The organism is Pseudomonas sp. UV AK001, assembly GCF_046097675.1.
Taxonomy (GTDB): Bacteria; Pseudomonadota; Gammaproteobacteria; order Pseudomonadales; family Pseudomonadaceae; genus Aquipseudomonas; species Aquipseudomonas kribbensis.
This window is the reverse complement of record NZ_JBJUVZ010000004.1, coordinates 255,883-278,680: the sequence shown is the minus strand read 5'-3', so window position 1 is coordinate 278,680 and position 22,798 is coordinate 255,883. Positions and strand designations below refer to the sequence as shown.

The window sequence follows — 22,798 nt, the reverse complement described above, 5'->3', positions numbered from 1 at the left end:
CGCAACCTTTTCCCCGCCACTGCCACTAGAATGCTGCCATCGGGCCACCGTCAACGGAATTGCCAATGCCGCTCAGATCTGCGTTTTACTCCCAACGTTCGCTGGTATTGACGCTGGTCGCCCTCCTCGGCGCAGGCTTCCTCGCCACCTCGCTGCTCAGCTACTACGCCTCGCGCGCCTCGATCCGCGACAACATCGTCAACACCGAACTGCCGCTGACTTCCGACACCGTCTATTCGGAAATCCAGAAAGACCTTGTCAGACCGATCCTGATTTCCTCGATGATGTCCCGCGACACCTTCATGCGCGACTGGGTGGTGAACGGCGAGAAAGACAGCGACCAGATGACCCGCTACCTCGACGAGGTCATGACCCACTACGGTGCCTACACCGCATTCTTCGTCTCCAACAGCAGCCACACCTACTATCACGCAAAGGGTGTGCTCAAGCAGGTGAAGATCGACGAGCCGCGCGACGCCTGGTACTTCCGCGTGCGCGACATGAAGGATCCGTACGAGATCAACGTCGACCCGGATCTGGCCAACAAAGACAACATGACCTTTTTCATCAACTACAAGGTCTTCGATTACAACGATCGCTTCATCGGCGCCGCCGGCGTGGGACTGACCGTGGATGCCGTGATCAAGCTGATCGACAAGTACCAGCAGCGCTATCAACGCAGCGTTTACTTCGTCGACACTTTTGGCCGACTGGTACTGACCGGCGCCGAGGGCGGGCCGGAAGGTGCGCGGGTCGGGAAAAGCCTGACGGATCTCGACAGCATGAAAGGTCTGGTCAGCCAGTTACCCAAACCCCACAGCGGCAGTTACGAATATTCCGCCCACGGCCAGGGACATTTCCTCAACGTGCGGTTTATTCCGGAGCTGAACTGGTACCTGTTCGTCGATAAACGCGAAGACAGTGCACTGAGCGAGATTCGCCAGTCGCTGTACCTCAACCTGCTGATCTGCCTGCTGGTGACGTTGATCGTGCTGGCGCTGGTCAATCGTTTGATCAAACGCTATCAGGACAAGATCCACGCCCAGGCTACCCTCGACAGCCTCACCGAACTGCCCAACCGGCGGGGTTTCGACCTGCTCGCCGGGCAGGCCTTGCAGGAAGCCCATCGCGAGCCGAAACCGCTGACCGCGCTGCTGCTGGATCTCGATCACTTCAAGGTGTTGAACGACACCTACGGGCATATGGCCGGCGATCAGGTTTTGATCGGTTTCGCCCGGGACCTGCAAAGCTGTCTGCGCCATTCCGACATCGTCTGTCGTTGGGGCGGTGAGGAATTTATCGTTCTGCTGAAGGACACCGACGGCGAGACCGGTCAGAAGATTGCCGAGAAAATCCGCCAGCACGTCGAACAGCATGAATATGCCTACAACGGTCACACCCTGAATCTGACGGTCAGTATCGGCGCCACCACCCTGCAACGAGATGACACCTTGCACAGCCTGCTGTCCCGGGCCGATCATGCGATGTACCGGGCGAAACAGACCGGCCGCAACCGCATCTGCGTGGAAATGCATCAATCGACCTATGCCTGAGCCCCATGAACAAACCTGACCTCTGCCCGGCCTGCGGCGCCCGCAACGGCTGCACCCTGGCCGACCCGCGCACCGCCGACCACGCCTGCTGGTGCTACGGCGTGTCCATTGACCCGGCAGTGCTCGAAGCCCTGCCGCCGGAACTGCGCGACAAGTCCTGCCTGTGCCCGCGTTGCGCCCGGGTCGAGGCACAACTGCAAGCGGCCAAGCCATCGATCCCGTAAGATGCGCGCCCCGCTCCCTGCCGATTCCTGATCATGCGTGTCGACCGTTTCCTCAGTAACCTGCCCCGCTTCAACCGAAAGCAGGTTCGCCTGTTGCTGGTGGAAAAGCGCGTGCGCATTGACGGAAAAGTCGTCAGCGATCCCCACAGCGAAGTCCTGGAATTCAGCCGCGTCGAAGTCGACGACGAAGTGCTGCAAACGGGGAAACCGGCGCGCTACTTCATGCTGCACAAACCCCGGGGCTACGTCAGCGCGACGCGCGATCCCGAGCATCCGACCGTGCTCGACCTGATCCATGAGCCGGACAAGGATGACCTGCACATTGCCGGGCGCCTGGACTTCAACACCACCGGCCTGATGCTGATCACCAACGACGGCAGCTGGTCCCGGCGCCTGACCCAGCCCCAGACCAAACTGCCGAAGGTCTATTACGTCGAGACCGAGCAGGAGATCGGCCCGGAATATGCGATCACGTTCGCCGAGGGGATCTACTTCGCCTTCGAAGACCTGACCACCCAACCGGCGCAGCTGGAAGTGCTCGGCCCGCGAACAGCGCGGCTGAGCATCGTCGAGGGTCGCTACCATCAGGTGAAGCGCATGTTCGGTCACTTCAACAATAAAGTGCTGCGCCTGCACCGCGAATCCATGGGCCTGCTGCACCTGGATAACGCGCTAAAACCGGGCGAATACCGCGCCCTGCGCACCGAAGAGATCCATTTGTTCTAAGCCGCCGACCGCTCAGCAGAAGTTGTCGAACAATTTACCAACGGCACTTGCGCGATCCGGATCCCCCTGCTTGAATCAGGACGTCGGCCAAATTGTGACCGACGAGTCACACATAACTTCTAAGAAACCTTTTGCCGGTAGAGAGCCATCAGGGCTCCGCCTCAGCCGGCAGATTGCCCGCCAATAACAATACCCGTCGACCTGCCGTTCCGGATCGACATGGGCTCCAAAATTCCAGGCGTATGCCTACCTGTCACAAAGCTCGTGCAATCTCTATTTGCGCGCATACCCGCTTGCCAGGAGTCTTATGACATGAGGCCAGAAATCGCTGTGCTGGATATACAGGGTCAGTATCGGGTTTACACGGAGTTCTATCGCGCAGACGCCGCGGAAAAGACCATTATTCTGGTCAACGGCTCGATGGCCACGACTGCGTCGTTTGCACAGACCGTGAAAAATCTGCACCCGCAATTCAACGTGGTTTGCTACGACCAGCCCTACGCGGGCAGGTCGAAAATCCACAATCGTCACGAGAAACATCTGACGAAAGAAGTCGAAGGTCTGATCCTGCTGGAACTGATCGACCACTTCGCCGCCGAACATGTGCTGTCGTTTTCCTGGGGGGGCGCCGCGACCATGGTCGCTCTCGCGCACCAGCCCCGGCGCATCGAAAAAGCCGTGATCAGCTCCTTCTCTCCGGTGGTCAACGCGCACATGCTCGACTACCTGGAGCGCGGCGTCGAATGCCTCGGCAAACGCGACGGCGACCGGGTCGGCCATCTGGTCAACAACACCATCGGCAAGCACCTGCCCTCGCTGTTCAAGCGCTTCAACTATCGCCATGTCAGCAGCCTCGCCGAGCACGAATACGGGCAGATGCACTTTCACATCAGCAACGTGCTGAACAGTGATCGCCAGTGCTACCTGAACGCGGCGAAGAAGATCAACGTGCCGGTGCTGTTCATGAACGGCGAATGGGACGAATACACCGCCGCCGAAGATGCCCGGCTGTTCGGCAACCACGTGGCGCAAAGCACCTTCACCACCCTGCAGGCCACCGGGCACTTTCTCGACATGGAACACAAGTCCGCTTGCCGGGACAGCCAGAACGCCCTGCTCGGCTTCCTGAAACCTGCACAGCAGCCCATCAGCCGAACGCGTCACCCGTTTACTCAGGATCACCATGCATTGGCCGTTTGAAACAGCGTCGTCGCGAGCAAGCCTGCGGGTCTGAGATAAAGCCGTCCTCCAGCCCTCAGCGCTTGCCCGCGATTGACCGATCCGGCTCTGATTCAGGCTTTTCCGCTCGCCACACGCAAAGAAAACTTCAAATCCGTGGCCGAGTCTGGTACAAAGTCAGCCGCTCTGAGCGGGTGTCGTATAATGGCATTACTCCAGCTTCCCAAGCTGATAACGAGGGTTCGATTCCCTTCACCCGCTCCAATCGAATTCATGTCCTGCGTCGTGGTTTGACGGGGGATGCGCAAACAGAAAAAACCGGCCTTGATGGCCGGTTTTTTTGTGTCTGCGATTTGAGTTTTCATTGGTAAATCCAAAGATCGTTACCGTCGCCTCCATCGTGATCAGCTTATCGCTGCAAATTCCGCATACGTATGATCCTTCTCCGACGGCGAAGTCAGGTTTAAACCCTCATAAGCAACGCTCCGTATTCAGGCCAAAGAAGCTGGTAACCAACCGGCACAGGGATTGACCATGAACGACACTGCTATTCCCGAGGGCTTCACTTCGCTGACCCGCAGCAGTCCGCTGCTCGACTTGCTTGGCCCGATCTATACCAGAGGCAGCGGCTTGCAACTTGAAATCGGTCTGCGGACAGACTCACGACATGCCAATGGACGGGGCACGTTGCATGGCGGGGTCCTGGCGACATTGGCGGACGTCGGCATGGGTTACGCCATGGCATTCTCCAGCGACCCTCCCCTGCCATTGATCACGGCGAGCATGACCCTGGACTACCTCAGCGCTGTGCAGATCAATGAGTGGCTCGAGGTACGCGTTGAGCACTCCAAAAAAGGACGGCAGTTAGCGTTTGCCACTGTCGGGTTGCATGTCGGTGATCGAATGGTTGCCCGTGCCAGCGCAGTGTTCGCTGTGCCGCAGTAGTACCCCAGACGAATCCAAGCGGTCTGATGACAGGTTTTTTGTGCCCGTTTCATTTCGCAGCAACGGCCCGCAATACACTTCTGATCCTGCTGCATGACCCCCGCCTAGACTCCTTCGTGAACACCAGCCTCATCAAAGGACGATGACCGCTCGGTGGTTATAGTGTTGATCGTAAAAAAATCGTGGGTATAGTACCCACCAAGCACACCACAAGGAGGTGTTGTGAACAGCCGTTTTCTAATTGGCCAGCTCGTCGCAGACGGTTGGTATCTGGTGCGCATCAGGGGCAGTCATCATCACTTCAAGCATCCGACCAAACCTGGTTTGGTCACAGTGCCTCACCCGAAGAAGGATCTGCTCAAGAAAACGGCCATCAGCATTTTGCAACAGGCGCTGCTTTGACTCGTTCGGTCAACTGCGCCGTGGAGGACGACACATGCTTTACCCGATCGCGATTTCAGTGGGTGATGAAGGACATGCCTGGGGAGTGGAGGTGCCGGATATTCCGGGCTGCTTCTCCGCTGGAGATGATCTGGACGACGCAATGGCCATGGCTCGCGAAGCCATCGAAGGCCATTTCGAGATTCTGGCCGAGGACGGTTCGCCGATCCCGCCAGCCAACAAGGTCACGCTGCATGCCGCCAATCCAAAATACGCTGGCTGCACGTGGGCGTTGGTGGACATCGATGTAACCAAATACCTGGGCAAAGCCCAGAAACTCACCATCACATTGCCGGGCTACCTGCTGAACCGTATTGATGAATACGTGTTGCACCACCCGGAAGAGAAAAGCCGCTCCGGATTCCTGGCCTCGGCGGCGCTCAAGGTGTTGCAGCAAGGTTGAAGCTAAATTGAGAAACCGGTCCTGATGACCGGTTTTTTATGTCCGTTTTTGATGAAACCTCAGGCCGTCATTCCTTGATAAATAATTCAGATCACATGCTTCAACGTGGGCCCCTACGCTTACGACAAAGCGACTCACCCGCTTTGCTCAATGGATATCAGAGATTGCATCTCTGTTAGGCGAAGACTACTATCTCCCAAAACGGGAGGAGGCATGGATGCGGATAATTGCAAGAGCAACCTTGCGGGAATTTTGGGAGAGCAATCCAGCTCATTTTGATTCCCAGACCCCGCTGGTTGAATGGTATCGCCATATGGAAAAGGCACTCTACCGCACGCCACAAGAGATCAAGGCCGAGCTCAGAACAGCCAGCATCCTCAAGGGTGCAAGGGTTGTCTTCAATATCGGTGGAAACAAATATCGAGTGATTCTGGCAATTGATTACCAGCGGCAGCTTGGCTTCATCCGGTTCGTCGGCACCCATGCCCAGTATGACCAGATCAACGCGGAGACCGTGTAATGAACATCAAGCCAATTCGTAGCCAGGAAGATCTGGCTGCGGCGTTGACACGAGTAGAACAGCTCTGGGGAGCCGAGATCGGCTCGGCTGAAGGTGATGAACTGGAAATCCTCGTGCTACTCATCGAGAAGTACGAAGAAGAACATTACCCAATACCGCCGTCTGATCCGATTGAGGCAATTAAATTTCGCATGGAACAGCAAGGCCTGACTCCTCGTGACCTGGAGCCTTTCATTGGCACCAGCGGACGCGTGTCAGAAGTACTGAACCGCAAACGAAAATTGAGCCTGTCGATGATCAAACGCCTTCACGATGGATTGCGAATTCCTTACGAAAGTTTGCTTTCGGGCGTTTCCTGACAGAAATCATCCAGGGATACGGAAACCAAAAAACCGGTCGCGATGACCGGTTTTTTTATGCCTGCCAGAACAGCTGCAATTCAGCCCTTCACCTCAACATGATCCAGCGCCTGATTCACCGCCAATTCCCCCAGCATCACGACCTGCGCGATCCCCAGTGCCGTCTTGCGATGGGACGGATCGAGCACGGCGGCGAAGTTGCTGAGCATTTCGCTGGCCGAGCCCAGGGATTCGCAGGCGTTGGCGAGCAGGGATTCGGCGTTGTAGGCCGGGTTGGCGAGGAACATCGGTTCAGGCTGGTTGGTCGTGCCCATGACATTGGCGCCGGGGCAGAGATAGTGATCGAGGGCGCGATTGGCGGCGTCGTTGAGTTTTCTGGAGTCGATTGAGGTGTAGGGGGACGTTGGATCGGTTTCGACTTCGGGTGGATTCGGCGTTGGTTTGAACATGATTTGATACCCAGTGTGATGGTTAGAGCTGACCCATTCGGTTCCACGCGAAGGGGTGGCAGCTGTACGCAGGTTGGAACCCGGGCCACTGAGCAAAACCCGACAGACTCGAAGTCTCCCGCGCACAGCCGCCATAACAGAGTGCACACCATCAAGGTGCGCAAGCATACGTCATGAACGGCGCTTTGCATTCAGTGAAGTCGCGGGGGTTCCAATCCCGATCGCCGATTCATCAGCGACCCTCACAGGCTAGAGCCCGCACTTCCGACGGACAACCTGAAAACCTTGTGGGAAGGATCAGCAAACTGGACCCACTCTTTAAACATCCCGAATCGAAAAACCACGTTTACAGATCCCCAACACTCCGTCGGTTCTCACGCTCGCCACGACCCGCTAGCATTTCCCCATCACCCACCCGGCCATCGACGAATACGCGCCATCACCTTTCGAGGGACTTCAAATCGTGGCCGTTGCGCCACTCAAATCAAATTCAAATGAGCACCGCACCATGACCCAAAACATCTACGACGACCCCGAATTTTTCCAGGGCTACAGCCAGATGAACCGCTCCATCGGCGGCCTCGACGCCGCGCCGGAATGGCCGGCGCTGAAAGCCTTGTTGCCTTCCCTGCACGGTTTGCAGGTAGCGGATCTGGGCTGCGGCTATGGCTGGTTCTGCCGCTGGGCCAGCGAACAGGGTGCAGCCGAGGTGCTGGGGCTGGATGTCTCGGAGAAAATGCTCGAACGAGCGAAGGAAACCACCTCGGCCGCGAACATCCGCTACGAACGTGCCGACCTGGAACAGCTCGACTTGCCTGCGTGTACTTTCGATCTGGCCTACAGCTCGCTGGCCCTGCACTACATCAAGGATCTCTCGGGGCTGTTTGCCAAGCTGCATGCCGCGCTTAAACCCGGTGCGCACTTCGTGTTTTCCATCGAGCACCCGATCTTCATGGCGCCGCGCAATCCGGGCTGGCTGGTCGACAGCGAAGGCAACAAGCGCTGGCCGCTGGACAGCTATCAGATGGAAGGCGAACGGGTTACGAACTGGCTGGCGGACGGCGTGATCAAGCAACATCGCACTGTTGGCACGCTGCTCAACGCGTTGATCGACGCCGGGTTCACGATTCAACACGTCAACGAATGGGGCCCGAGCGATGCAGAAGTGGCCGCACAACCGGCGCTCGCCGAGGAACGCGAGCGGCCGATGATGATGCTGGTCGCCGTACAGCGCTGACCGCAAAAAGAAAGGGCCGATCCAATCGGCCCTTTTTCATTTCAACGTGTGGCGACGATGAACAACCGCGGAAACGGCAACAACACCGAACCATCCGCCAGCGCCGGATAAGCCTTCGCAACCTCCGCCAGATAGTGCGTCAGATACTCCGCCCGCTCCGTTTCCGTCAGCGGGCTGAGGAATGGAATCAAACCGCTGCCCTTGAACCACTCGACAACGCCTGAAGCGCCGCCCGCCAGTTGATGGTGATAGGTGGTGCGCCACACATCGACCCGCGAGCAATGCGGACGCAGCATCGAGAAATAGGCACTGGCATCCGCCATCTCGGTCCGCTGCCCCGCTGCACCGGCCAGTTTGCTGGCCCAAGGCCCGTTGGCAGCGACTTCGCGCATCAATCGATGGGACGGCTCGTTGAGGTTGTCCGGCATCTGAATCGCCAGACTGCCACCCTGCGCCAGCTTGCCCGCCAGCGCCGGCAACAACGCCCCGTGATCCGGCACCCACTGCAAAACGGCGTTGGCGAAGATCACATCGAACGGCCCCGCATCCGCCCATTGATCAATGTCCGCCACCTCGAACTGCAACTGCGGCAGACGCTTGCGCGCGGCATCGATCATGTCCGCCACCTCGAACTGCAACTGCGGCAGACGCTTGCGCGCGGCATCGATCATGTCCGTCGAGCTGTCGAGCCCCTGCACGTTCGCCCCCGGAAAACGCTCCACCAACAGCTCGGTCGAGTTGCCGGGGCCACAACCGATATCAACCACGGAACGCGCCTCTCGCGTGGGAATCGCCGCCAGCAGGTCACGGGCCGGGCGGGTGCGTTCATCTTCGAAAGCGACGTATTGTTTGGCGGACCAGGTCATTGCGTTCTCCTGTCAGGACTTTTGCAGTGGTTCGCTACGATACATCGACTCCCTGTGCATTCCCTATCCGACTTAAGACGTGGCGGCATTGAGTGTTTCTTTTCGAGGACCTCGCTTCCATAAAAAACCGGCCGATGGCCGGTTTTTTGAAAGACTCCGCACTAGTCGTAATAGCCAACTGTCTTCTTCAACTGCTCCGAATACTCGTAGATATCGTCTACCGAGCTAATGGGATGGCGAGTTTCGTTTTTCTCTTCGTCAAAAATGCCAATGTATTTTTGCGAACGATTGAAGTGCAGGCGACAAATCGGTTTCCGGTTGTTGTCATCGAGCAAGATTCCGAAATAACTCTGGGTGTCACGCTGTACGATTCGTTTGGCATCGACAATTGATCGAACGACTGCCCGAACAATGTGATAACCCTCCAGCTCTTCCAGAGTGGTCATGATCTTGTCGTCTGACTCATCACGAGACTCGACCGGATCTGTTCCACTGGCTACCGTCGGAATAGATGCCAACGCCGGCTGGATCGCCCCACTCATGGCGGACTTGAGACGATCATTGATCTGATCATTCAGGAACTGTACGACTGCCTTTCTCGTCAGCTCATGAAACTGATCACGCACCTTCTGCGTAATAACCCCGTCGTAGACTCGGGAAGCAAAAACCTTAACGAAGTCGTCATCCGGTTTGCTGACCTGCGAGGCGATGACCTTCTTGATCTGGCTGACGTACTTCAACTCACCTGCGGCATTGATGATCGACTCGACGTCGAATGCGGACTTGGTGAGTTTGATGAGTTCTGGCACCGAATACTCATCGATATCCAGAAGATCCAGTTCAAGGAAGGGCTTCTCGTCCATCTTGTTCGGCGCATCCAGATCGGTGAAGAACTTGTAGACCTGACCGTTGGTGAGGATGGAAATCCTGGCACTGGTGACGTGGAAATAACGGAACAGCTGCGAGGCGTGATTGATGTGCAGGGGCTCGCCGATCTTCTTGCACTCAATGAGGATCTGTACCTCTCCCTCTTTCATGATCGCGTAATCGATTTTTTCGCCCTTCTTCGTGCCGATGTCGCAGACAAACTCCGGCGTCACCTCTGTCGGGTCGAATACGTCGTAACCCAGAACCGTACTGATGAAAGGCATGACAAACGCATTTTTTGTCGCCTCTTCAGTCTGGATTGCAGCGCTCTGCAACCGGACTTTGGCGGCAAGGCTGGCTAACTTTTCGAAGAATTCCATGAGCGGCCTCTGACTGGGTTTCTATCTGTGCATTCGCATGCTGGCAAATTGATTGCCATTTGATCGTAGACGCAAACCCAGACAATGAAAGTCTTCCAGCTAAACCCCTGATGCAGGGCAATCATTTCCCATCGACCGCAAGCATCGGCAAGCAGAATTTTCCTCCCTCCCCCGCTGTCTGAATTTCAAGCTCCCTCCACAAGGAACACCGCCATGAAATTCGCAAAGATTTCCCAGAAGCTTGCACTCTGGGCCGGCAGTCCGAAGACGTTCATGGGGGCTTTGATTCTGATCGGGTTGTGGGGGTTGAGCGGGCCGATTTTTCATTTCAATGACACCTGGCAGTTGATCATCAACACCTCGACCACGATCATCACGTTCCTGATGGTGTTCCTGATCCAGAACACCCAGAACCGCGATACCGACATCCTGCATTTGAAGATCGACGAATTGTTGCTGGTAACCAAAGAAGCGCAGAACGCGATGCTCGGGCTTGAAGCGCTGGATCTCAAACAACTTGAAGCGTTGCGCAAACACTACCGGGCATTGGGTGAAGGCGAGGTTTTCAACCTTGACGGGTTGGGTGAAAAGAGCAAACCGAAGCAGGACCTGAATGACTGCTGAGCAAAAAAACGGCGCCTTGAGCGCCGTTTTTATTTAACCCGGTTTCAGCGACTGGCCTGCAGCGCCCGCGCCATTTCCAGGTGACTTTGCAGCTTCGGCAGGGTCTCGTCGGCGAAGGCCTTGATCTCCGGTACGTCGGTAGTCTGGGCTTCCTGCTGAATCTGTTCGATGGCTTCTTCCGTGGCTTTGACCTGGCTGGCGGCATAGGCCTGATCGAAAGACACGCCGTCCTTCACTTCCGGAATCAGCGCTTTGGCCTTGTCGGCGATTTCTTCACGGGGGGCGATGGGCAGGTCCAGTTTCTTGGCGATTTTCGCCAGATGCTGGTTGGCCGTGGTGCGGTCGTTGATGACCACGATGGTGTAATCCTTGACCTCTTTGGATTCAGCCTTGCTGTGGGCCTGGCGGCTGGCTTCGATGTCGGCCATGCCTTTGGCCGAGGCTTCGTTGATGAAGTCGGCGGGCGACTGGGCAAATGCGCTGCCGGCACTCAGGCCCAGCAGGGTGACAAAACTGATGTTGCATACTCGGGTGGCCATCCGGCTCATGGTCGCGCCCTCCTTCTCGGCAAATTCAAGCGGGAGCTTGCGCCCCCGCCTCTCAATCAAAACAACCTTCGCCGACTACTTCGATTTCTGAGCGGGCTTGCGGCCCATTTCAGTTTTAGGTTCTTTATCGACAGTCGTGGTGGTGGTTTTCCCACCCTTGCGACCGGCTTCAGAGGCCTTCGTTCGATCGTTGGCAAAGTTTCCCGAGTTCGAGTTTCTTGAGTTAGGCATGATTCTCTTCCTCTTGGTATTGATCGTCAGCGAGCAGATGCCCGCCTGGATTGAGAATTCGCCAGCCCCCAAAGGTTTAGAAAAGTTGCCGTTGCCGCGACGAACGGCGGCCGCCAGTCAGATATCCCGCGCCCGATGATTTTCCCGTTTGGCGGCGTACATGGCCTGATCGGCGTGGCGAAACAGTTGCTGCTCATGATGGCCATGTTCGGGAAAGCGCGCGACGCCGATGCTCGGCTCGATGTGCAGGTTGTGCCCGTCAAGGCGCATGGGTTGCACCAGCACCTGTCGGATTTTTTCCGCCACGCTGTCGGCATCGTCGGGGGCGTGGACGCTGTGCAGCAGCACCACGAACTCGTCGCCGCCGATCCGCGCCACGGTGTCGGTCTCGCGCACGCAGCCCTTGAGGCGGTTGGCCACGGTCTGCAGCAGCATGTCGCCGACGCCGTGGCCGAAGGTGTCATTGACCTGTTTGAAGCGATCCAGATCGACATACAGCAGCGCCATGTGCCCCGAGGTTTCGCGAGCGCTGGCCAGCGCCGCCTTCAGTCGATCACGCAACAACTCGCGATTGGGCAATTGGGTCAATTGATCGTATTGCGCCATACGGCGCAGGCGAGCGTGCAACTGCTGGCGCTCGATGGCGGTGGCAACCTGGGCGCAGACGTATTGCAGCAGTTCCTTGTCGCGCTCGGTATAGCGTTCGCCGCCGGGCAGGCTTTTGACGATCAGGGCGCCGATGGTGCCGTTCTTCGAGTTCAACGGCACGCCGAGCCAGCACGGTGATTGCTGCCCCGCCACCAGCGCTTCGAAGCCTGCCGGGGCCTGCGGGCAATCCGGGGTCAGCAGGATCGGCTGGCCGCTGCGGATGACCTCGGCGCACAGGCGACCGGTCACGGTGCCGGGTTGCTCCGGTTGCAACTCGTCATCGTCGACGTGATAGGGGAAATTCAGTTTTGCGCAGTGTTCGTCGTACAGCGCCACGGAGAAATTCAGCGCCGGCAGCCACTCGCCGATGATCAGGTGGATGCGTTTGAACAGCGCCAGCAGATCCTCCGCCGCATGGGCCGCTTCGGAGATCGCATACAACGCGGCCTGACGGGACTCGGCCAGTTTGCGTTCGGTGATGTCCCGGGCCACGGCGATGCGCAGTTGATCGACTTCCGACCAGCGTGCCGACCAGAGGATGTGCACAAGGCTGCCGTCCTTGCGCACGTAGCGGTTTTCGAAATTGTGCTTGGGCTCGCCGCCCATGATGTCGCTGGCGGCCGCCAGGGTGCGCTCACGGTCGGCGGGATAGACGTAGTCGATCATCGACTGGCCGATCAACTCGTCAGGGGTATAGCCGAGAATCCGCTCGCAGGCTGCGCTGACAAAAACGAAGCGACCTTGTTTGTCGACCGCGCAAACGGCGTCCAGCAACAGATCGATGTAACTCGCCAAGGGCGCAGAATTTCGGCTTTCCATGGTTCAGCGTGGGTGTCCGGGCAATGCAGCACTGATCAACCGTCCCTGACCTCAACCTCGCATCCCAGCGATTTTTTTAAGTCTTGCTCGGCATCAGCCCCGGCAACGCGTGCACCAGAGCATTGATGGCGAAACCGATGAACATTACCCCGCACAACCGGGTGATGGCCAGTTCATGGCGCTGATACAGCGTACGCACCTGACGGGCGCCGACAACGCCAATGAGAATAGCGTAGGCGAGCAATCCGCCGAGGAAACTCAGGGCAATCAGCATCGGCAGCATCGACCAGTTGAGCAGTTCGGCGCGGCTCGACAGCAGCGCGGTGAACGTCGCCACCGCCACCGGGTAGGCCTTGGGGTTGGTCAGGCCGAACAGGATGCCGTGCCAGAACGGCTGACGCGCCGCGCCCTGAGGCTGATCACCGTTGCTGCGTTTGGCCCGCACCGCACGCCAGCCGAGCCAGAACAGGTACAGACCGCTGAGTACGCCGAGCACGTCGAATGCGGTGCTGCCGATTTCCCGGGCGCCGACAATCGCGATCAGCGCGGTGCTGCACCAGATCACATCGCCCAGCAGATGCCCGCACAGGAATCCCGCCCCGGCCCGACGACCGCGCGCGGCGCCAATGCCGAACACCGCCAGCACACCCGGCCCCGGCGTGATGCCGTAGATGAAACCCGAGGCCAGCACGGCCAAAAGCAACGATGGAGTCATGGAATACCTGCAAGCGCCGGAAAACGTGGCCGCCAGTCTATCCCAGCGGTTTGTGAATATTCACGACTCGTTGAAAAAACGCATCCCCGCGTAAGGCTTTTGCCGACACGCGGCCAGTCGCGAGGCCAGATCGCCAACATGCGCTTCGAGCTTGTGACCGTCCGGGTCGAGGAAATAGAACGACGCACCTTCGCTGCGGTTGTCGCGCCATTCCTGCACGTTCGCAGCGCGAAGCTGTTGCACGAATCGTGGAAAGTCCGCCGCGCCGAGGCTGAAGGCGTAGTGGGTGTAGTCGGCGGCAGGCTCGGGTTGGCGTTGCGCATCGAGGGACAGGCACAACCACAGGCCCGGGAGCGACAGGTAGGCGCCGGCGTCCCACGTGGCCTCGACTCGCAGCTTGAGGACATCGCGGTAGAACGCGAGGCTGCGATCCAGGTCGCTGACGGCGAGGGTCAGGTGGTTGAGGCCGGTGAGCATCAGGTCAGTAACCTCGGAGGTCTTCGGGGATGGTGTATTGCTTGCCGTCGTAGGTCAGGGTGATTTGGGTGTTTTTCAGGTCGGTGGTTTTGGAAACGCACTCATTGCCTGACTGGGTCGAGGTGTACACCACTCCACTTGAGGAAACGATCAGGTCAGCGAAGCCATTATGGCTGGATGGGCCGATTTCCACGGTCCTGAGGATTTTCGTGTCTTTGGTATCGCACTCACCGCTACCCTCACCAAATTCCTTGCGAATGACCAGCCCTTCCAGCACCGGTCGCAATTTGACGCCTTCGCGTACATACAGCGCCAGATCGGTTTTCGCGTAGGGGTTGGCCCGAGAAAGCTGATCGGCAAACTTCGTACGCAAGCCAAATGCGCGAACGTCGGACGCCAGGCGGTAGCGAGCCGTGTCGATGGTCAGGTCCTCGAAACGGATGGCATCGGAGTTGTAGGCTCCAGGCTTGGCGTAAGTCGCCAACGGCTTGGCATTCGCGGCGTTGAGGAGCGACAACTCCAGATCGAATACGCCGTCGTGATCACCTTCGGAGTCGGACACGAATGTGGACTTTGCCGAGATCGCCTTGTCCGGGTAGGCCGGCCACACTTTGCAGCGTGACAGGGAGTGACCGTCGAATTTCTTTATCTCACAGGCGGCGTGGGCCTGAGTGGTGACGACCAGAAAACCGAGGGCGATGAAAAGTCGGGTTGGGGTGAGCATTGTTCTTCCTTGAAATAAGTCGTGTTAAGCAGGCGTCAGTCACGAACCTTTGAAACCTTGAGGCAGGACGTAAGACTTGCCGTCATACCGAAGTGTGGTCAATACGGGTTTATCGGCCGTAGTCTTCAATTCACAAGTCTCCGGTGGCCCCTCGCCCACAAGGCCGGTAGAGACGGACTTAAGAATCAGGTCGGCGTAACCGTGCGAACTGGTTTTACCGATTTCAATGGTGCGTTCCGTGTAATAACGCTCACCCGCGCACCCACCATCCCATTCGCCACCGTAGTCATACATCACCAGTCGATCCAGCACCGGACGCAACTTGTCGCCCTCTTTCACATAGAGCGACAACAGGACTTGATCCATAGGATTTACGCGAGAGGAGCCCTTGAATCTCACACGAACGCCAAAAGCCCGAAGCTCGGGAGTGAGCTTATAACGCGCCGTATCGAACTCCACGCTTTCCAACGCGATGGCATCGGACATGAATGCAGAGGGCAAATGATAGGTGGCAAGCGCTTTCGACTCATGTGTCGTAACCGATAACCCAAGGTCATAACTGCCGACATCATTGTCCTTGCCATACACCGGATCCGGCTCAAACTTCGAAACCGCATTCAGCGTCAGTCCGGGATAAGCCGGCCAATCCTTGCAAACAGAAAAATCCCGCTCGTTCGCAACCGGCGCAGGCACACAATCAGCCCACACCAGCCCCGCCATCAACGCCCCACACAGCGCCAGACACCCCATCACCCCAGACTTCACTGTCACGCCCCGCTCCTTAAAGTTTCAGCCGCGCACTATCCCCTCCCCGATCCGCCGATTCAACCAGTTCAACGCCTGATCCCCACCACGCCGCTTGTGCCATGCCGAGACAAAGGTAAACGGTGCGATCTCGAACGGCGGCGGCACGACGATCAGCGAGTCGTCATCCACATCCTTCAACGCTCGCGAAGCCACGGTCAGGATCAGGTCCGTGCCACTGATGAACTGCGGCGCGACGCTCCAGTGCGGCAGACTGACGGCAACGCGGCGGCGCTCGCGCAGGGCGGTCAGGGTACGTTCGATTTCCGGGGTGCCGCTGCCGCGCATTTCCAGCAGAACGTGGGGTCGGGAAAGGTAGGTTGGCAGGTCGAGAACACCTTCGGCGGGAAGGCTTTGACGATCCAGCAGGCAGACATAGCGCTCCTCGAAAAGCGGCGTGCTGCACAACTCACCGGGCAATTCCGGGAGCACGCCAGCAGCCAGGTCGATGTCGCCGTTGAGCAGCCCCTCGACCATCCCTTCGCGGCTGGCATGGCTGATTTGCAGATCAATACCCGGAGCTTCCGCGCGCAACGTGCGAATCAAACCAGGCAGGATAATCGCCGCTCCGTAATCCGACATCGCAAGCCGAAAAGTCCGGCGCGCGCTGGCCGGGTTGAAAGTGTTCGGCGCCAGCAACGATTGCAGCTGGGCCAGGGCTTCGGCCAGCGGCGCAACCAGTTCCAGCGCCCGGGCGGTGGGCGCCAGTCCCGCACCGGCCCGCACCAGCAGCGGATCACCAAGCAAGTCGCGCAATCGGGCCAGCGCATGGCTGACCGCCGGTTGGCTCAAGTGCAGACGCTCCGCAGCACGAGTAACGTGCTGCTCGCTGAGCAAGGCATCGAGAATCACCAGCAGGTTGAGATCGATGCGCCGAAGATCATTCATCTGATGCATGTTCCGCATGACAAAACAGAATTTAAATCTGCGCGACGAATACCCTAGAGTCCAGCAAAACCTTGCTGGAGAACGATCATGAGTACGTTGCATTGGGCCGGTCTGTTGCTGCTGGCGGCATTGGCCGGGGCCGTCGTACCGTTTCAAAGTGCGATCAACACCAACCTGGCCCGGGGGCTGGGACATCCGTTGTGGGCGACGTTGGCGTCATTGCTGGTCAGCGTTCTGGTGTTGTTGCCGGTGATAGTCGCGCTGCGCTTGCCGTTGCCATCGCTGGCGTTCATCGGCAAGGCGCCGTTGTGGATGTGGGCCGGTGGCGCGTTCGGGGTGTGTTTTGTAGCACTGGCGGTGGTGCTGGTGCCGAAGCTCGGGGCATCGGGTTTTGTCGCGCTGGCATTGGCCGGCCAGGTGCTGGCCTCGATGGTGCTGGATCACTTCGGGTGGTTCGGACTGCTGGAGAAGCAACTCACGTTGCCCCGGGTATTCGGCGCGGTGTTGCTGATGGCGGGCGTGGTGCTGATCCAGTTCTCCCCGGCGCTGGAAAAGAGCGCCACCACCGTTGGATAACAGGGCAAAGGTAAGCCCTTCACTACCTTGGTTGTCGGGCATTTCACCGCCTTACAACCTGGCGAGGCATCGCCCTACAAGCAAAACACCAACAGCCCTCAGCGCTATCGGATACAGCCGATTCTGACCCGGCATCGCGCTCTGTAAAGTCTGGCAACACACACAAATTGCAACACCCCATGGATTGCCATGCTCAAGGAGAGCTGCCTATGAATCACTCGCCGGAATCCGCCAACACCTTCTCCAACTACCGCAAAGTCATCGCGCTGGCCGACCACGACTGGGAGGCCGCCGAAGCCGGAAAGGTCGCCGCCCTCAATGTTGAGGTCAAAGGCTGCAACCAGTTGCTCGATCAGCACGGGCGCCAGTTCCATCATTTCTGCACCACGTCCTATCTGGGCCTGGATCACCACCCCGCCCTGCTGGAAGGCGCCATCGCGGCATTACGTGAAACCGGCACACTGCGCGTTGCCAACTCGAAAAACCGCTGCAAACTGGCGCTGCTCGAGCGATACGAAAGCGAGCTGTCGCGATTGTTTGGCGCCGTGTGTCTGAGCACTCTGTCCTGCAGCGCCGCGAGTGCGGGGATCCTGCCGCTGCTGGCCAGCGGTGTGTTTACCCTGGGCCGTCCACCGGTGATGGTGTTCGATCGTCTGGCTCACTATTCGATGAATCACCTGAAGGCCAGTTGCGCCGACGAAACCCAGGTATTGACCTGCCCCCATAACGACATGGACTTTCTCGAATCGGTGTGCCAGCGCCACACCACCGTCGCCTACATCGCCGACGGTGCCTACAGCATGGGCGGCGTGGCCAATCTGGACGGTCTGCTGTACCTGAAAGAACGTTACGGCCTGTTTCTTTATCTCGATGACTCCCACGCGTTGTCGGCGGTGGGTAGCAGCGGCGCCGGTCTTGTACGGCCAAGAATGCCGGCGCTGGATGAGGACTGCCTGATCGTCGCGTCACTGGCCAAATCGTTCGGGGCCAGCGGCGGTCTGGTGATGCTCGGCAATGAGCGGCAGCGGAAACTGATCCAGCGTTACGGCGGGCCGAGCAACTGGTCGCAAAGCCTCAATTGCGCGGCCATCGGTGCGGGCCTGGCCTCGATCCAGCTGCATCGTAGTGCAGAGCTGCGCGCGTTGCAGGTTCGGCTCCAGGCCAATATTCGCCTGTTCGACAGCCTGGTGAGCACCGAACAGCACGGCAGCCCCATGGCCATCCGTTTGATCAACTGCGGCGAGGCCGCCCTGGCCACTCGAATCGCCATTGAACTGGCCGAACACGGCTTTTTCACCAGCGCCGTGTTCTTCCCGGTGGTGGCGCAAGGTAAAGCTGCGATCCGCGTGACCCTGCGTGCCGACATGGAATCGACACTGATCCACCACTTCTGTGATTTGATCACCGGACTGTTACTGACTCACGGCGGCCATCGCAACCGCTGAACCTTCACGGACGACTCATGAATCCCGGACTCATCCTGCTCATCACCTGCTCCACCGTGTTCCTCGCCCAACTGGGCATGAGCATTTACCTGCCGGCGCTGCCGCAGATCGCCGGGCACTTGCAGGTCGATGCAACGCAGGTGGCCTGGGGCTTGTCGCTGTACCTGATCGGCATGGCATTGCCAATGTTGCTCTGGGGCAGCCTTGCACAACGCATCGGGCGCAAACCGGTGCTGCTGGCGGCACTGGGGATTTACGGGCTGGCGAACCTGGCGTTGCCGCTGGGTTCGACGCTGGAATCGTTCCTGCTGTTGCGACTGCTTCAAGGGATCGGCGCCAGCGGTATTTCGGTGATGGCGCGGGTGCTGATCCGAGACAGTTTCCGGGGCAATCTGCTGGCGAAGGCGTTGTCGTGGATTTCGATTTCGTTCGTTGTCGCGCTAGGGATCGGGCAATACGCCGGCTCGCTGATTCAGGTGACGCTGGGCTGGCAGGCGATCTTCTATCTGCTGGGTGCGGTCAGCCTGTCGATGGCCGCGATTGTTTCGCGCCTGAATTTTCCGAAACTCGTCGAGACGCCCGCAACCGCGTCGCCCTGGGCGGTATACGGAACAATTCTGAGCCATCGGGCGTTTCTTCTGCCGGCGCTCGCGGGCGGTCTGGGTTATGGCGTGATCATCGCGTTCAACAGCGCTGCGCCGTTGATTCTGCAAGGCCCGTTCGGTTGGTCGACGACCGACTATGGGCTGCTGGGCTGGCCGATCAGTGCGGCGTATTTTCTGGGGGCGCTGGCGGTCAATCGCTTTGTGCTGCGTACCGGTCAGCATCGGTTGATGGCGTCGGGTGTGGGCCTGGTAATGGCCGGAAGCGGGGTGATGCTGGCGGGCAGCCTGTTGGCCAGCTCCGTTGCCTGGCTGCTTTGGTTGCCTTACTGCGTCGCCGTGTTCGGCCAGTCGCTGAACTATCCGATCAGCCTCTCGCGGGCCAACGATGGAGCGCCGATTGCCGGCGCTTATGCGATGGCCCTGAGCGGTTTCATTCATCAATTGATGGCCGCGTTGATCGGCGCGGTGGCCAGCCTGCTGGCCGGTCCACACGCGTGGCCGCTGTCGCTGCTGTGTTGCTTTCTGGCGGCGGGCGCGGTGCTCTGCACGAGGTTCACGCCCGATCGTCAGTCCGCTTAAAACGCGCTGCGGAAAATCTCCTCGATCTGCCGCTGATCCGCCGCCCGCGGGTTGGTGAAACCGCAGGCGTCTTTCAGGGCATTGGCGGCAAGAATAGGGATGTCGGTGCATTTGGCGCCGAGGTCACGCAAGCCGCCGGGGATGTCGACGTCTTTGGCCAGGCAACGGATTGCGTCAATCGCAGCTTTTGCGCCCTCCTCCGGGCTGAAACCACGGATGTCGGCGCCCATGGCGTGGGCCACATCGGTGAGGCGATCAGCGCAGACCAGCGCGTTGAACGTCTGCACATGGGGCAACAACACCGCGTTGCACACGCCATGAGGCAGATCGTAGAAACCGCCCAACTGGTGCGCCATCGCATGCACGTAGCCAAGGGACGCATTGTTGAACGCCATGCCGGCGAGGAACTGCGCATACGCCATGTTTTCCCTCGCCGCCAGATCGCTGCCGTCGCGTACCGCCAGACGCAGGTTGTTGCTGATCAGGGTCATCGCCTTCAGCGCACAGGCGTCGGTGATCGGGTTGGCGGCGGTGGACACATAGGCTTCGATGGCATGGGTCAGTGCGTCCATGCCGGTGGCGGCGGTCAGGCTTTTCGGCATGGCGACCATCAGCGCCGGATCGTTGACCGACAGCAGCGGCGTGACATTACGGTCGACGATGGCCATTTTTACGTGGCGGGCTTCGTCGGTGATGATGCAGAACCGGGTCATCTCGCTGGCCGTGCCGGCCGTGGTGTTGATGGCGATCAGCGGCAATTGCGGCCTGGCCGATTGATCGACGCCTTCGTAATCACGGATCTGTCCGCCGTTGGTCGCGCACAGGGCGATGCCCTTGGCGCAGTCGTGGGGCGAGCCGCCGCCGAGTGACACGACGAAATCACAGCGGCTGTCCTTGAGCAGCGCCAGCCCGGCCTCGACATTGGCGATGCTCGGGTTGGGTTTGGCGCCGTCGAAGATCACTGAATCGATGTCCTGCATCGCCAGTTTCTCGGCGATCATCGTCGCCACGCCAGCCTTGGCCAGGCCCGCGTCGGTAACGATCAGCGCCTTGCGAAAACCGTAATTGCGGATGGCATTCATGGCTTCGTCGAGGCAGCCGCTGCCCATGATGTTTACGGCGGGAATGAAAAAGGTGCTGCTCATGGCGCGTCTCCTGACAGGGGCCGGATCGACTCCTGCGATCCGGCGGATGCATACAGGATCGACCGATCGGTCACGGCGGATGTTGATCTGGCTCAATGCCCGCTCGTGATAAAGTCGCCGCCCATCTGCCCCTTGTTTTGAGACGTGCCCTGCAATGACCGATTTTCTGGATGTCGACGCCACCCTCGAAGACTGGAACGCGTTACGCGCCACCACCGACTTCAGCGGCTTGCTGGTGGGCAACGGCGCCAGCCGCGCGGTGTGGGACGATTTCGGCTACGACTCGCTGTTCGAAAACGCCCGCACAGTGGAAGAAAAGCCGCTGAGCCCGTCGGAACTGAGCGTGTTCGACGCCCTGCAGACACGCAGTTTCGAGCAGGTGCTCGGCGCGCTGAAAACCACCAGCCGGGTCAACAAGGCACTGGCTGTCAGCTCGGCCGCGCCGCGCAACCGTTATTACGCGATCAAGGAAGCGCTGATCAATGCCGTCCACGATTTGCACATTCCGTGGCGACTGGTCGAAGCATCGACCCTGACGATCCTGAACCGCGAACTGGCCAGTTATCGCACGGTGTTCACCACCAATTACGACCTGCTCAACTACTGGGCGCTGCAGCATCAGGGCGAGGCCATCGACGACCTGTTCAACGGCCCCGACGCCAGCTTTGATCTGTGCGAAAGCAGCACTGACAAACCGCGCCTGCTGTACCTGCACGGCGGCCTGCATCTGGTGCGCAACCAGGACGGCAGCGCCCGCAAACTGACCGCCACCGAAGGCACGTTGCTCGGCAGTTTCGCGATCAACAACACCCTCAAGACCCTCGACGACGTGCCGCTGTTCGTCAACGAAGGGCCGAGCGCGGACAAGCTCAAGACCATCCGCAGCTCCGATTACCTGTCGTTCTGCTACGACCAGTTGCTCGAACACGGCGACAGCCTGTGCATCTTCGGCCACGCCCTGGGCGAGCAGGACAGCCACATCGTGCGTGCCCTGCGACTGGCGAAACCGAAGACCGTGGCGATCTCGATCTACCCGCGCAGCGCGGCGTTCATCCAGCACCAGAAGCGGCATTACGCAAAGGTATTCGAGGGCACGGGCGCCGAGTTGCGATTCTTTGATTCCAAGAGCCATGCGCTGGGGAATCCGAAGCTGTCGGTGCCGGTCGAGGTCTGATCACTCTTCGCTGCTGTGCACCACCACCAGCAGTTGTGCCTGCTCCTCGCCCACCGAGCGTATCCGGTGCGGTTTCTGCGCATTGAAGTGCAACGCGTCGCCCCGCTCCAGCAGCACCCGTTCGTTCATGAAGTCCACTTCGACCCGGCCTTCGTGAACGAACAAAAACTCCTCGCCCAAATGCTCCTTGAAGGTTTTGTCGGTGAATTCAGTCGGCGGATAGATGATGAACGGCAGCAGGCTGCGCTCGCTGACCTGATGGGCCAGCACTGCGTAGCCGGGGCTGTGATCATTGGCCGCCAATGACTGGCGCTCGTGGCTGCGCACCAGGCTGTAGCTGTCGAGGCTGACGTTGTCTTCGGAGAACAATTCCTCGACCTTCACGTTCAGCGCTTTCGCCAGTTTCAACGCGGCGGCAATCGACGGCGTGTTCAACCCGCGTTCGACTTTCGACAGATAACTCTTGGTCATGCCGGATTTCTCGGCGAGTGCCTCAAGGGTTACGCCAAGTTTTTTTCTCAATAATTTCAAACGGATAGACATGCGAAGCGATTAATCCAGCAAAGGAAAGACGATTTGTCCTTGCCAATGACACAAAGTGTCATATAGCCTCTTAAGTGTCATCCATGGCAACCACCACAGGACAC

General features: G+C 59.0%; 28 protein-coding genes and 1 tRNA gene. 16 read left to right on the top strand and 13 right to left on the bottom strand.

All coding sequences use genetic code 11. The features are described from left to right. Positions 1 to 65: 65 nt before the first annotated feature. From ACKLNA_RS14825 to ACKLNA_RS14780, 10 genes are all read left to right on the top strand, one after another. A complete protein-coding gene (locus ACKLNA_RS14825) occupies positions 66 to 1,553 on the top strand; it encodes a diguanylate cyclase domain-containing protein (RefSeq protein WP_408986277.1) in 1,488 nt (495 codons plus the stop codon). 5 nt (positions 1,554 to 1,558) lie between these two features. After that, positions 1,559 to 1,777, top strand: coding sequence for a cysteine-rich CWC family protein (locus tag ACKLNA_RS14820; RefSeq protein ID WP_408986276.1), 219 nt, complete (start codon positions 1,559 to 1,561; stop codon positions 1,775 to 1,777). 33 nt (positions 1,778 to 1,810) lie between these two features. Further along, positions 1,811 to 2,503, top strand: a complete 693-nt coding sequence (locus ACKLNA_RS14815) for a pseudouridine synthase (protein WP_408986275.1) — start codon at positions 1,811 to 1,813, stop codon at positions 2,501 to 2,503. Between the two features lie 312 nt (positions 2,504 to 2,815). Then, on the top strand, positions 2,816 to 3,703 hold the full coding sequence (locus ACKLNA_RS14810; protein ID WP_085710215.1) for an alpha/beta fold hydrolase: 888 nt from the start codon (positions 2,816 to 2,818) through the stop codon (positions 3,701 to 3,703). Positions 3,704 to 3,872: 169 nt separating this feature from the next. Then, positions 3,873 to 3,946: transfer RNA gene (locus tag ACKLNA_RS14805), tRNA-Gly, on the top strand. A gap of 270 nt (positions 3,947 to 4,216) precedes the next feature. Next, on the top strand, positions 4,217 to 4,627 hold the full coding sequence (locus ACKLNA_RS14800; RefSeq protein WP_408986274.1) for a PaaI family thioesterase: 411 nt from the start codon (positions 4,217 to 4,219) through the stop codon (positions 4,625 to 4,627). A 222-nt stretch (positions 4,628 to 4,849) separates the two neighbouring features. Continuing rightward, complete coding sequence (locus ACKLNA_RS14795) at positions 4,850 to 5,029, top strand: type II toxin-antitoxin system HicA family toxin (RefSeq protein ID WP_085710214.1); 180 nt, start codon at positions 4,850 to 4,852, stop codon at positions 5,027 to 5,029. 34 nt (positions 5,030 to 5,063) lie between these two features. Continuing rightward, positions 5,064 to 5,471 (top strand): type II toxin-antitoxin system HicB family antitoxin, encoded by a 408-nt coding sequence (locus ACKLNA_RS14790; protein ID WP_408986273.1) that lies wholly within the window; start codon positions 5,064 to 5,066, stop codon positions 5,469 to 5,471. Between the two features lie 217 nt (positions 5,472 to 5,688). Next, complete coding sequence (locus ACKLNA_RS14785; protein ID WP_408986272.1) at positions 5,689 to 5,991, top strand: type II toxin-antitoxin system HigB family toxin; 303 nt, start codon at positions 5,689 to 5,691, stop codon at positions 5,989 to 5,991. Beyond that, the gene (locus ACKLNA_RS14780) at positions 5,991 to 6,350 is read left to right on the top strand and encodes a type II toxin-antitoxin system HigA family antitoxin (protein WP_065257616.1); all 360 of its coding nucleotides are present in this window, start codon (positions 5,991 to 5,993) and stop codon (positions 6,348 to 6,350) included. Before ACKLNA_RS14785 ends, ACKLNA_RS14780 begins: the two co-directional genes overlap by 1 nt. An 80-nt stretch (positions 6,351 to 6,430) precedes the next feature. Here ACKLNA_RS14780 and ACKLNA_RS14775 read toward each other — a convergent pair whose 3' ends face one another. After that, a complete protein-coding gene (locus tag ACKLNA_RS14775; RefSeq protein WP_408986271.1) occupies positions 6,431 to 6,799 on the bottom strand; it encodes a DUF6124 family protein in 369 nt (122 codons plus the stop codon). 508 nt (positions 6,800 to 7,307) lie between these two features. On the opposite strand from ACKLNA_RS14775, the gene ACKLNA_RS14770 reads away from it, so the two are divergent. Further along, a complete protein-coding gene (locus ACKLNA_RS14770; RefSeq protein WP_408986270.1) occupies positions 7,308 to 8,036 on the top strand; it encodes a class I SAM-dependent methyltransferase in 729 nt (242 codons plus the stop codon). A 41-nt stretch (positions 8,037 to 8,077) separates the two neighbouring features. Here the strand turns inward: ACKLNA_RS14770 and ACKLNA_RS14765 are convergent, their stop codons facing one another. Together ACKLNA_RS14765 and ACKLNA_RS14760 are read right to left on the bottom strand one after the other, a co-directional pair. Next, positions 8,078 to 8,902 carry a methyltransferase domain-containing protein gene (locus ACKLNA_RS14765; protein ID WP_408986269.1) on the bottom strand — a complete coding sequence of 275 codons (825 nt, stop codon included), beginning with the start codon at positions 8,900 to 8,902 and terminating at the stop codon, positions 8,078 to 8,080. Between the two features lie 161 nt (positions 8,903 to 9,063). Further along, a complete protein-coding gene (locus ACKLNA_RS14760) occupies positions 9,064 to 10,149 on the bottom strand; it encodes a type I restriction endonuclease (protein WP_119428768.1) in 1,086 nt (361 codons plus the stop codon). Positions 10,150 to 10,362: 213 nt separating this feature from the next. Here ACKLNA_RS14760 and ACKLNA_RS14755 point away from each other — a divergent pair, with 213 nt between their 5' ends. Next, the gene (locus ACKLNA_RS14755) at positions 10,363 to 10,773 is read left to right on the top strand and encodes a low affinity iron permease family protein (protein WP_408986268.1); all 411 of its coding nucleotides are present in this window, start codon (positions 10,363 to 10,365) and stop codon (positions 10,771 to 10,773) included. A gap of 44 nt (positions 10,774 to 10,817) precedes the next feature. Here ACKLNA_RS14755 and ACKLNA_RS14750 read toward each other — a convergent pair whose 3' ends face one another. From ACKLNA_RS14750 to ACKLNA_RS14715, 8 genes are all read right to left on the bottom strand, one after another. Then, a complete protein-coding gene (locus tag ACKLNA_RS14750) occupies positions 10,818 to 11,321 on the bottom strand; it encodes a DUF4142 domain-containing protein (RefSeq protein ID WP_408986267.1) in 504 nt (167 codons plus the stop codon). 75 nt (positions 11,322 to 11,396) lie between these two features. Continuing rightward, positions 11,397 to 11,552, bottom strand: coding sequence for a KGG domain-containing protein (locus ACKLNA_RS14745; RefSeq protein ID WP_082302357.1), 156 nt, complete (start codon positions 11,550 to 11,552; stop codon positions 11,397 to 11,399). Positions 11,553 to 11,669: 117 nt separating this feature from the next. Further along, positions 11,670 to 13,019: a bifunctional diguanylate cyclase/phosphodiesterase gene (locus ACKLNA_RS14740; protein WP_248742817.1), complete on the bottom strand. Its 1,350-nt coding sequence runs from the start codon at positions 13,017 to 13,019 to the stop codon at positions 11,670 to 11,672. 76 nt (positions 13,020 to 13,095) lie between these two features. Further along, complete coding sequence (locus tag ACKLNA_RS14735; RefSeq protein ID WP_408986266.1) at positions 13,096 to 13,734, bottom strand: LysE family translocator; 639 nt, start codon at positions 13,732 to 13,734, stop codon at positions 13,096 to 13,098. Positions 13,735 to 13,794: 60 nt separating this feature from the next. Continuing rightward, a complete protein-coding gene (gene fos, locus ACKLNA_RS14730; protein ID WP_408986265.1) occupies positions 13,795 to 14,211 on the bottom strand; it encodes a fosfomycin resistance glutathione transferase in 417 nt (138 codons plus the stop codon). 4 nt (positions 14,212 to 14,215) lie between these two features. Next, positions 14,216 to 14,935: a hypothetical protein gene (locus ACKLNA_RS14725; protein ID WP_408986264.1), complete on the bottom strand. Its 720-nt coding sequence runs from the start codon at positions 14,933 to 14,935 to the stop codon at positions 14,216 to 14,218. Positions 14,936 to 14,974: 39 nt separating this feature from the next. Then, a complete protein-coding gene (locus ACKLNA_RS14720; protein WP_408986263.1) occupies positions 14,975 to 15,706 on the bottom strand; it encodes a hypothetical protein in 732 nt (243 codons plus the stop codon). Between the two features lie 18 nt (positions 15,707 to 15,724). After that, a complete protein-coding gene (locus tag ACKLNA_RS14715) occupies positions 15,725 to 16,636 on the bottom strand; it encodes a LysR family transcriptional regulator (RefSeq protein ID WP_408986262.1) in 912 nt (303 codons plus the stop codon). A 78-nt stretch (positions 16,637 to 16,714) separates the two neighbouring features. Between ACKLNA_RS14715 and ACKLNA_RS14710 the strand changes: the two genes are divergently transcribed. The 3 genes from ACKLNA_RS14710 (at position 16,715) to ACKLNA_RS14700 (ending at position 19,832) form a co-directional block, all read left to right on the top strand. Next, positions 16,715 to 17,203 (top strand): DMT family transporter, encoded by a 489-nt coding sequence (locus tag ACKLNA_RS14710; RefSeq protein ID WP_408986261.1) that lies wholly within the window; start codon positions 16,715 to 16,717, stop codon positions 17,201 to 17,203. Positions 17,204 to 17,412: 209 nt separating this feature from the next. Next, positions 17,413 to 18,648 carry an aminotransferase class I/II-fold pyridoxal phosphate-dependent enzyme gene (locus ACKLNA_RS14705; RefSeq protein ID WP_408986260.1) on the top strand — a complete coding sequence of 412 codons (1,236 nt, stop codon included), beginning with the start codon at positions 17,413 to 17,415 and terminating at the stop codon, positions 18,646 to 18,648. 17 nt (positions 18,649 to 18,665) lie between these two features. Next, positions 18,666 to 19,832, top strand: a complete 1,167-nt coding sequence (locus ACKLNA_RS14700) for an MFS transporter (RefSeq protein ID WP_408986259.1) — start codon at positions 18,666 to 18,668, stop codon at positions 19,830 to 19,832. Here the strand turns inward: ACKLNA_RS14700 and yiaY are convergent. Next, a complete protein-coding gene (gene yiaY, locus ACKLNA_RS14695; protein WP_408986258.1) occupies positions 19,829 to 20,977 on the bottom strand; it encodes an L-threonine dehydrogenase in 1,149 nt (382 codons plus the stop codon). The genes ACKLNA_RS14700 and yiaY overlap by 4 nt on opposite strands. Before the next feature lie 154 nt (positions 20,978 to 21,131). Here yiaY and ACKLNA_RS14690 point away from each other — a divergent pair, with 154 nt between their 5' ends. Continuing rightward, positions 21,132 to 22,151: a DUF4917 family protein gene (locus ACKLNA_RS14690; protein ID WP_408986257.1), complete on the top strand. Its 1,020-nt coding sequence runs from the start codon at positions 21,132 to 21,134 to the stop codon at positions 22,149 to 22,151. Here ACKLNA_RS14690 and ACKLNA_RS14685 read toward each other — a convergent pair whose 3' ends face one another. After that, positions 22,152 to 22,694, bottom strand: coding sequence for a helix-turn-helix domain-containing protein (locus ACKLNA_RS14685; RefSeq protein WP_085710196.1), 543 nt, complete (start codon positions 22,692 to 22,694; stop codon positions 22,152 to 22,154). Positions 22,695 to 22,798 lie beyond the last annotated feature (104 nt).

Excerpts from the sequence above, each read along its gene's own strand:
- ACKLNA_RS14825 (WP_408986277.1), top strand. The coding sequence starts at position 66 with ATGCCGCTCAGATCTGCGTTTTACTCCCAACGTTCGCTGGTATTGACG.
- ACKLNA_RS14820 (WP_408986276.1), top strand. The coding sequence starts at position 1,559 with ATGAACAAACCTGACCTCTGCCCGGCCTGCGGCGCCCGCAACGGCTGC.
- ACKLNA_RS14815 (WP_408986275.1), top strand. The coding sequence starts at position 1,811 with ATGCGTGTCGACCGTTTCCTCAGTAACCTGCCCCGCTTCAACCGAAAG.
- ACKLNA_RS14810 (WP_085710215.1), top strand. The coding sequence starts at position 2,816 with ATGAGGCCAGAAATCGCTGTGCTGGATATACAGGGTCAGTATCGGGTT.
- ACKLNA_RS14800 (WP_408986274.1), top strand. The coding sequence starts at position 4,217 with ATGAACGACACTGCTATTCCCGAGGGCTTCACTTCGCTGACCCGCAGC.
- ACKLNA_RS14790 (WP_408986273.1), top strand. The coding sequence starts at position 5,064 with ATGCTTTACCCGATCGCGATTTCAGTGGGTGATGAAGGACATGCCTGG.
- ACKLNA_RS14785 (WP_408986272.1), top strand. The coding sequence starts at position 5,689 with ATGCGGATAATTGCAAGAGCAACCTTGCGGGAATTTTGGGAGAGCAAT.
- ACKLNA_RS14780 (WP_065257616.1), top strand. The coding sequence starts at position 5,991 with ATGAACATCAAGCCAATTCGTAGCCAGGAAGATCTGGCTGCGGCGTTG.
- ACKLNA_RS14775 (WP_408986271.1), bottom strand. The coding sequence starts at position 6,799 with ATGTTCAAACCAACGCCGAATCCACCCGAAGTCGAAACCGATCCAACG.
- ACKLNA_RS14770 (WP_408986270.1), top strand. The coding sequence starts at position 7,308 with ATGACCCAAAACATCTACGACGACCCCGAATTTTTCCAGGGCTACAGC.
- ACKLNA_RS14765 (WP_408986269.1), bottom strand. The coding sequence starts at position 8,902 with ATGACCTGGTCCGCCAAACAATACGTCGCTTTCGAAGATGAACGCACC.
- ACKLNA_RS14760 (WP_119428768.1), bottom strand. The coding sequence starts at position 10,149 with ATGGAATTCTTCGAAAAGTTAGCCAGCCTTGCCGCCAAAGTCCGGTTG.
- ACKLNA_RS14755 (WP_408986268.1), top strand. The coding sequence starts at position 10,363 with ATGAAATTCGCAAAGATTTCCCAGAAGCTTGCACTCTGGGCCGGCAGT.
- ACKLNA_RS14750 (WP_408986267.1), bottom strand. The coding sequence starts at position 11,321 with ATGAGCCGGATGGCCACCCGAGTATGCAACATCAGTTTTGTCACCCTG.
- ACKLNA_RS14745 (WP_082302357.1), bottom strand. The coding sequence starts at position 11,552 with ATGCCTAACTCAAGAAACTCGAACTCGGGAAACTTTGCCAACGATCGA.
- ACKLNA_RS14740 (WP_248742817.1), bottom strand. The coding sequence starts at position 13,019 with ATGGAAAGCCGAAATTCTGCGCCCTTGGCGAGTTACATCGATCTGTTG.
- ACKLNA_RS14735 (WP_408986266.1), bottom strand. The coding sequence starts at position 13,734 with ATGACTCCATCGTTGCTTTTGGCCGTGCTGGCCTCGGGTTTCATCTAC.
- fos (WP_408986265.1), bottom strand. The coding sequence starts at position 14,211 with ATGCTCACCGGCCTCAACCACCTGACCCTCGCCGTCAGCGACCTGGAT.
- ACKLNA_RS14725 (WP_408986264.1), bottom strand. The coding sequence starts at position 14,935 with ATGCTCACCCCAACCCGACTTTTCATCGCCCTCGGTTTTCTGGTCGTC.
- ACKLNA_RS14715 (WP_408986262.1), bottom strand. The coding sequence starts at position 16,636 with ATGCATCAGATGAATGATCTTCGGCGCATCGATCTCAACCTGCTGGTG.
- ACKLNA_RS14710 (WP_408986261.1), top strand. The coding sequence starts at position 16,715 with ATGAGTACGTTGCATTGGGCCGGTCTGTTGCTGCTGGCGGCATTGGCC.
- ACKLNA_RS14705 (WP_408986260.1), top strand. The coding sequence starts at position 17,413 with ATGAATCACTCGCCGGAATCCGCCAACACCTTCTCCAACTACCGCAAA.
- ACKLNA_RS14700 (WP_408986259.1), top strand. The coding sequence starts at position 18,666 with ATGAATCCCGGACTCATCCTGCTCATCACCTGCTCCACCGTGTTCCTC.
- yiaY (WP_408986258.1), bottom strand. The coding sequence starts at position 20,977 with ATGAGCAGCACCTTTTTCATTCCCGCCGTAAACATCATGGGCAGCGGC.
- ACKLNA_RS14690 (WP_408986257.1), top strand. The coding sequence starts at position 21,132 with ATGACCGATTTTCTGGATGTCGACGCCACCCTCGAAGACTGGAACGCG.
- ACKLNA_RS14685 (WP_085710196.1), bottom strand. The coding sequence starts at position 22,694 with ATGTCTATCCGTTTGAAATTATTGAGAAAAAAACTTGGCGTAACCCTT.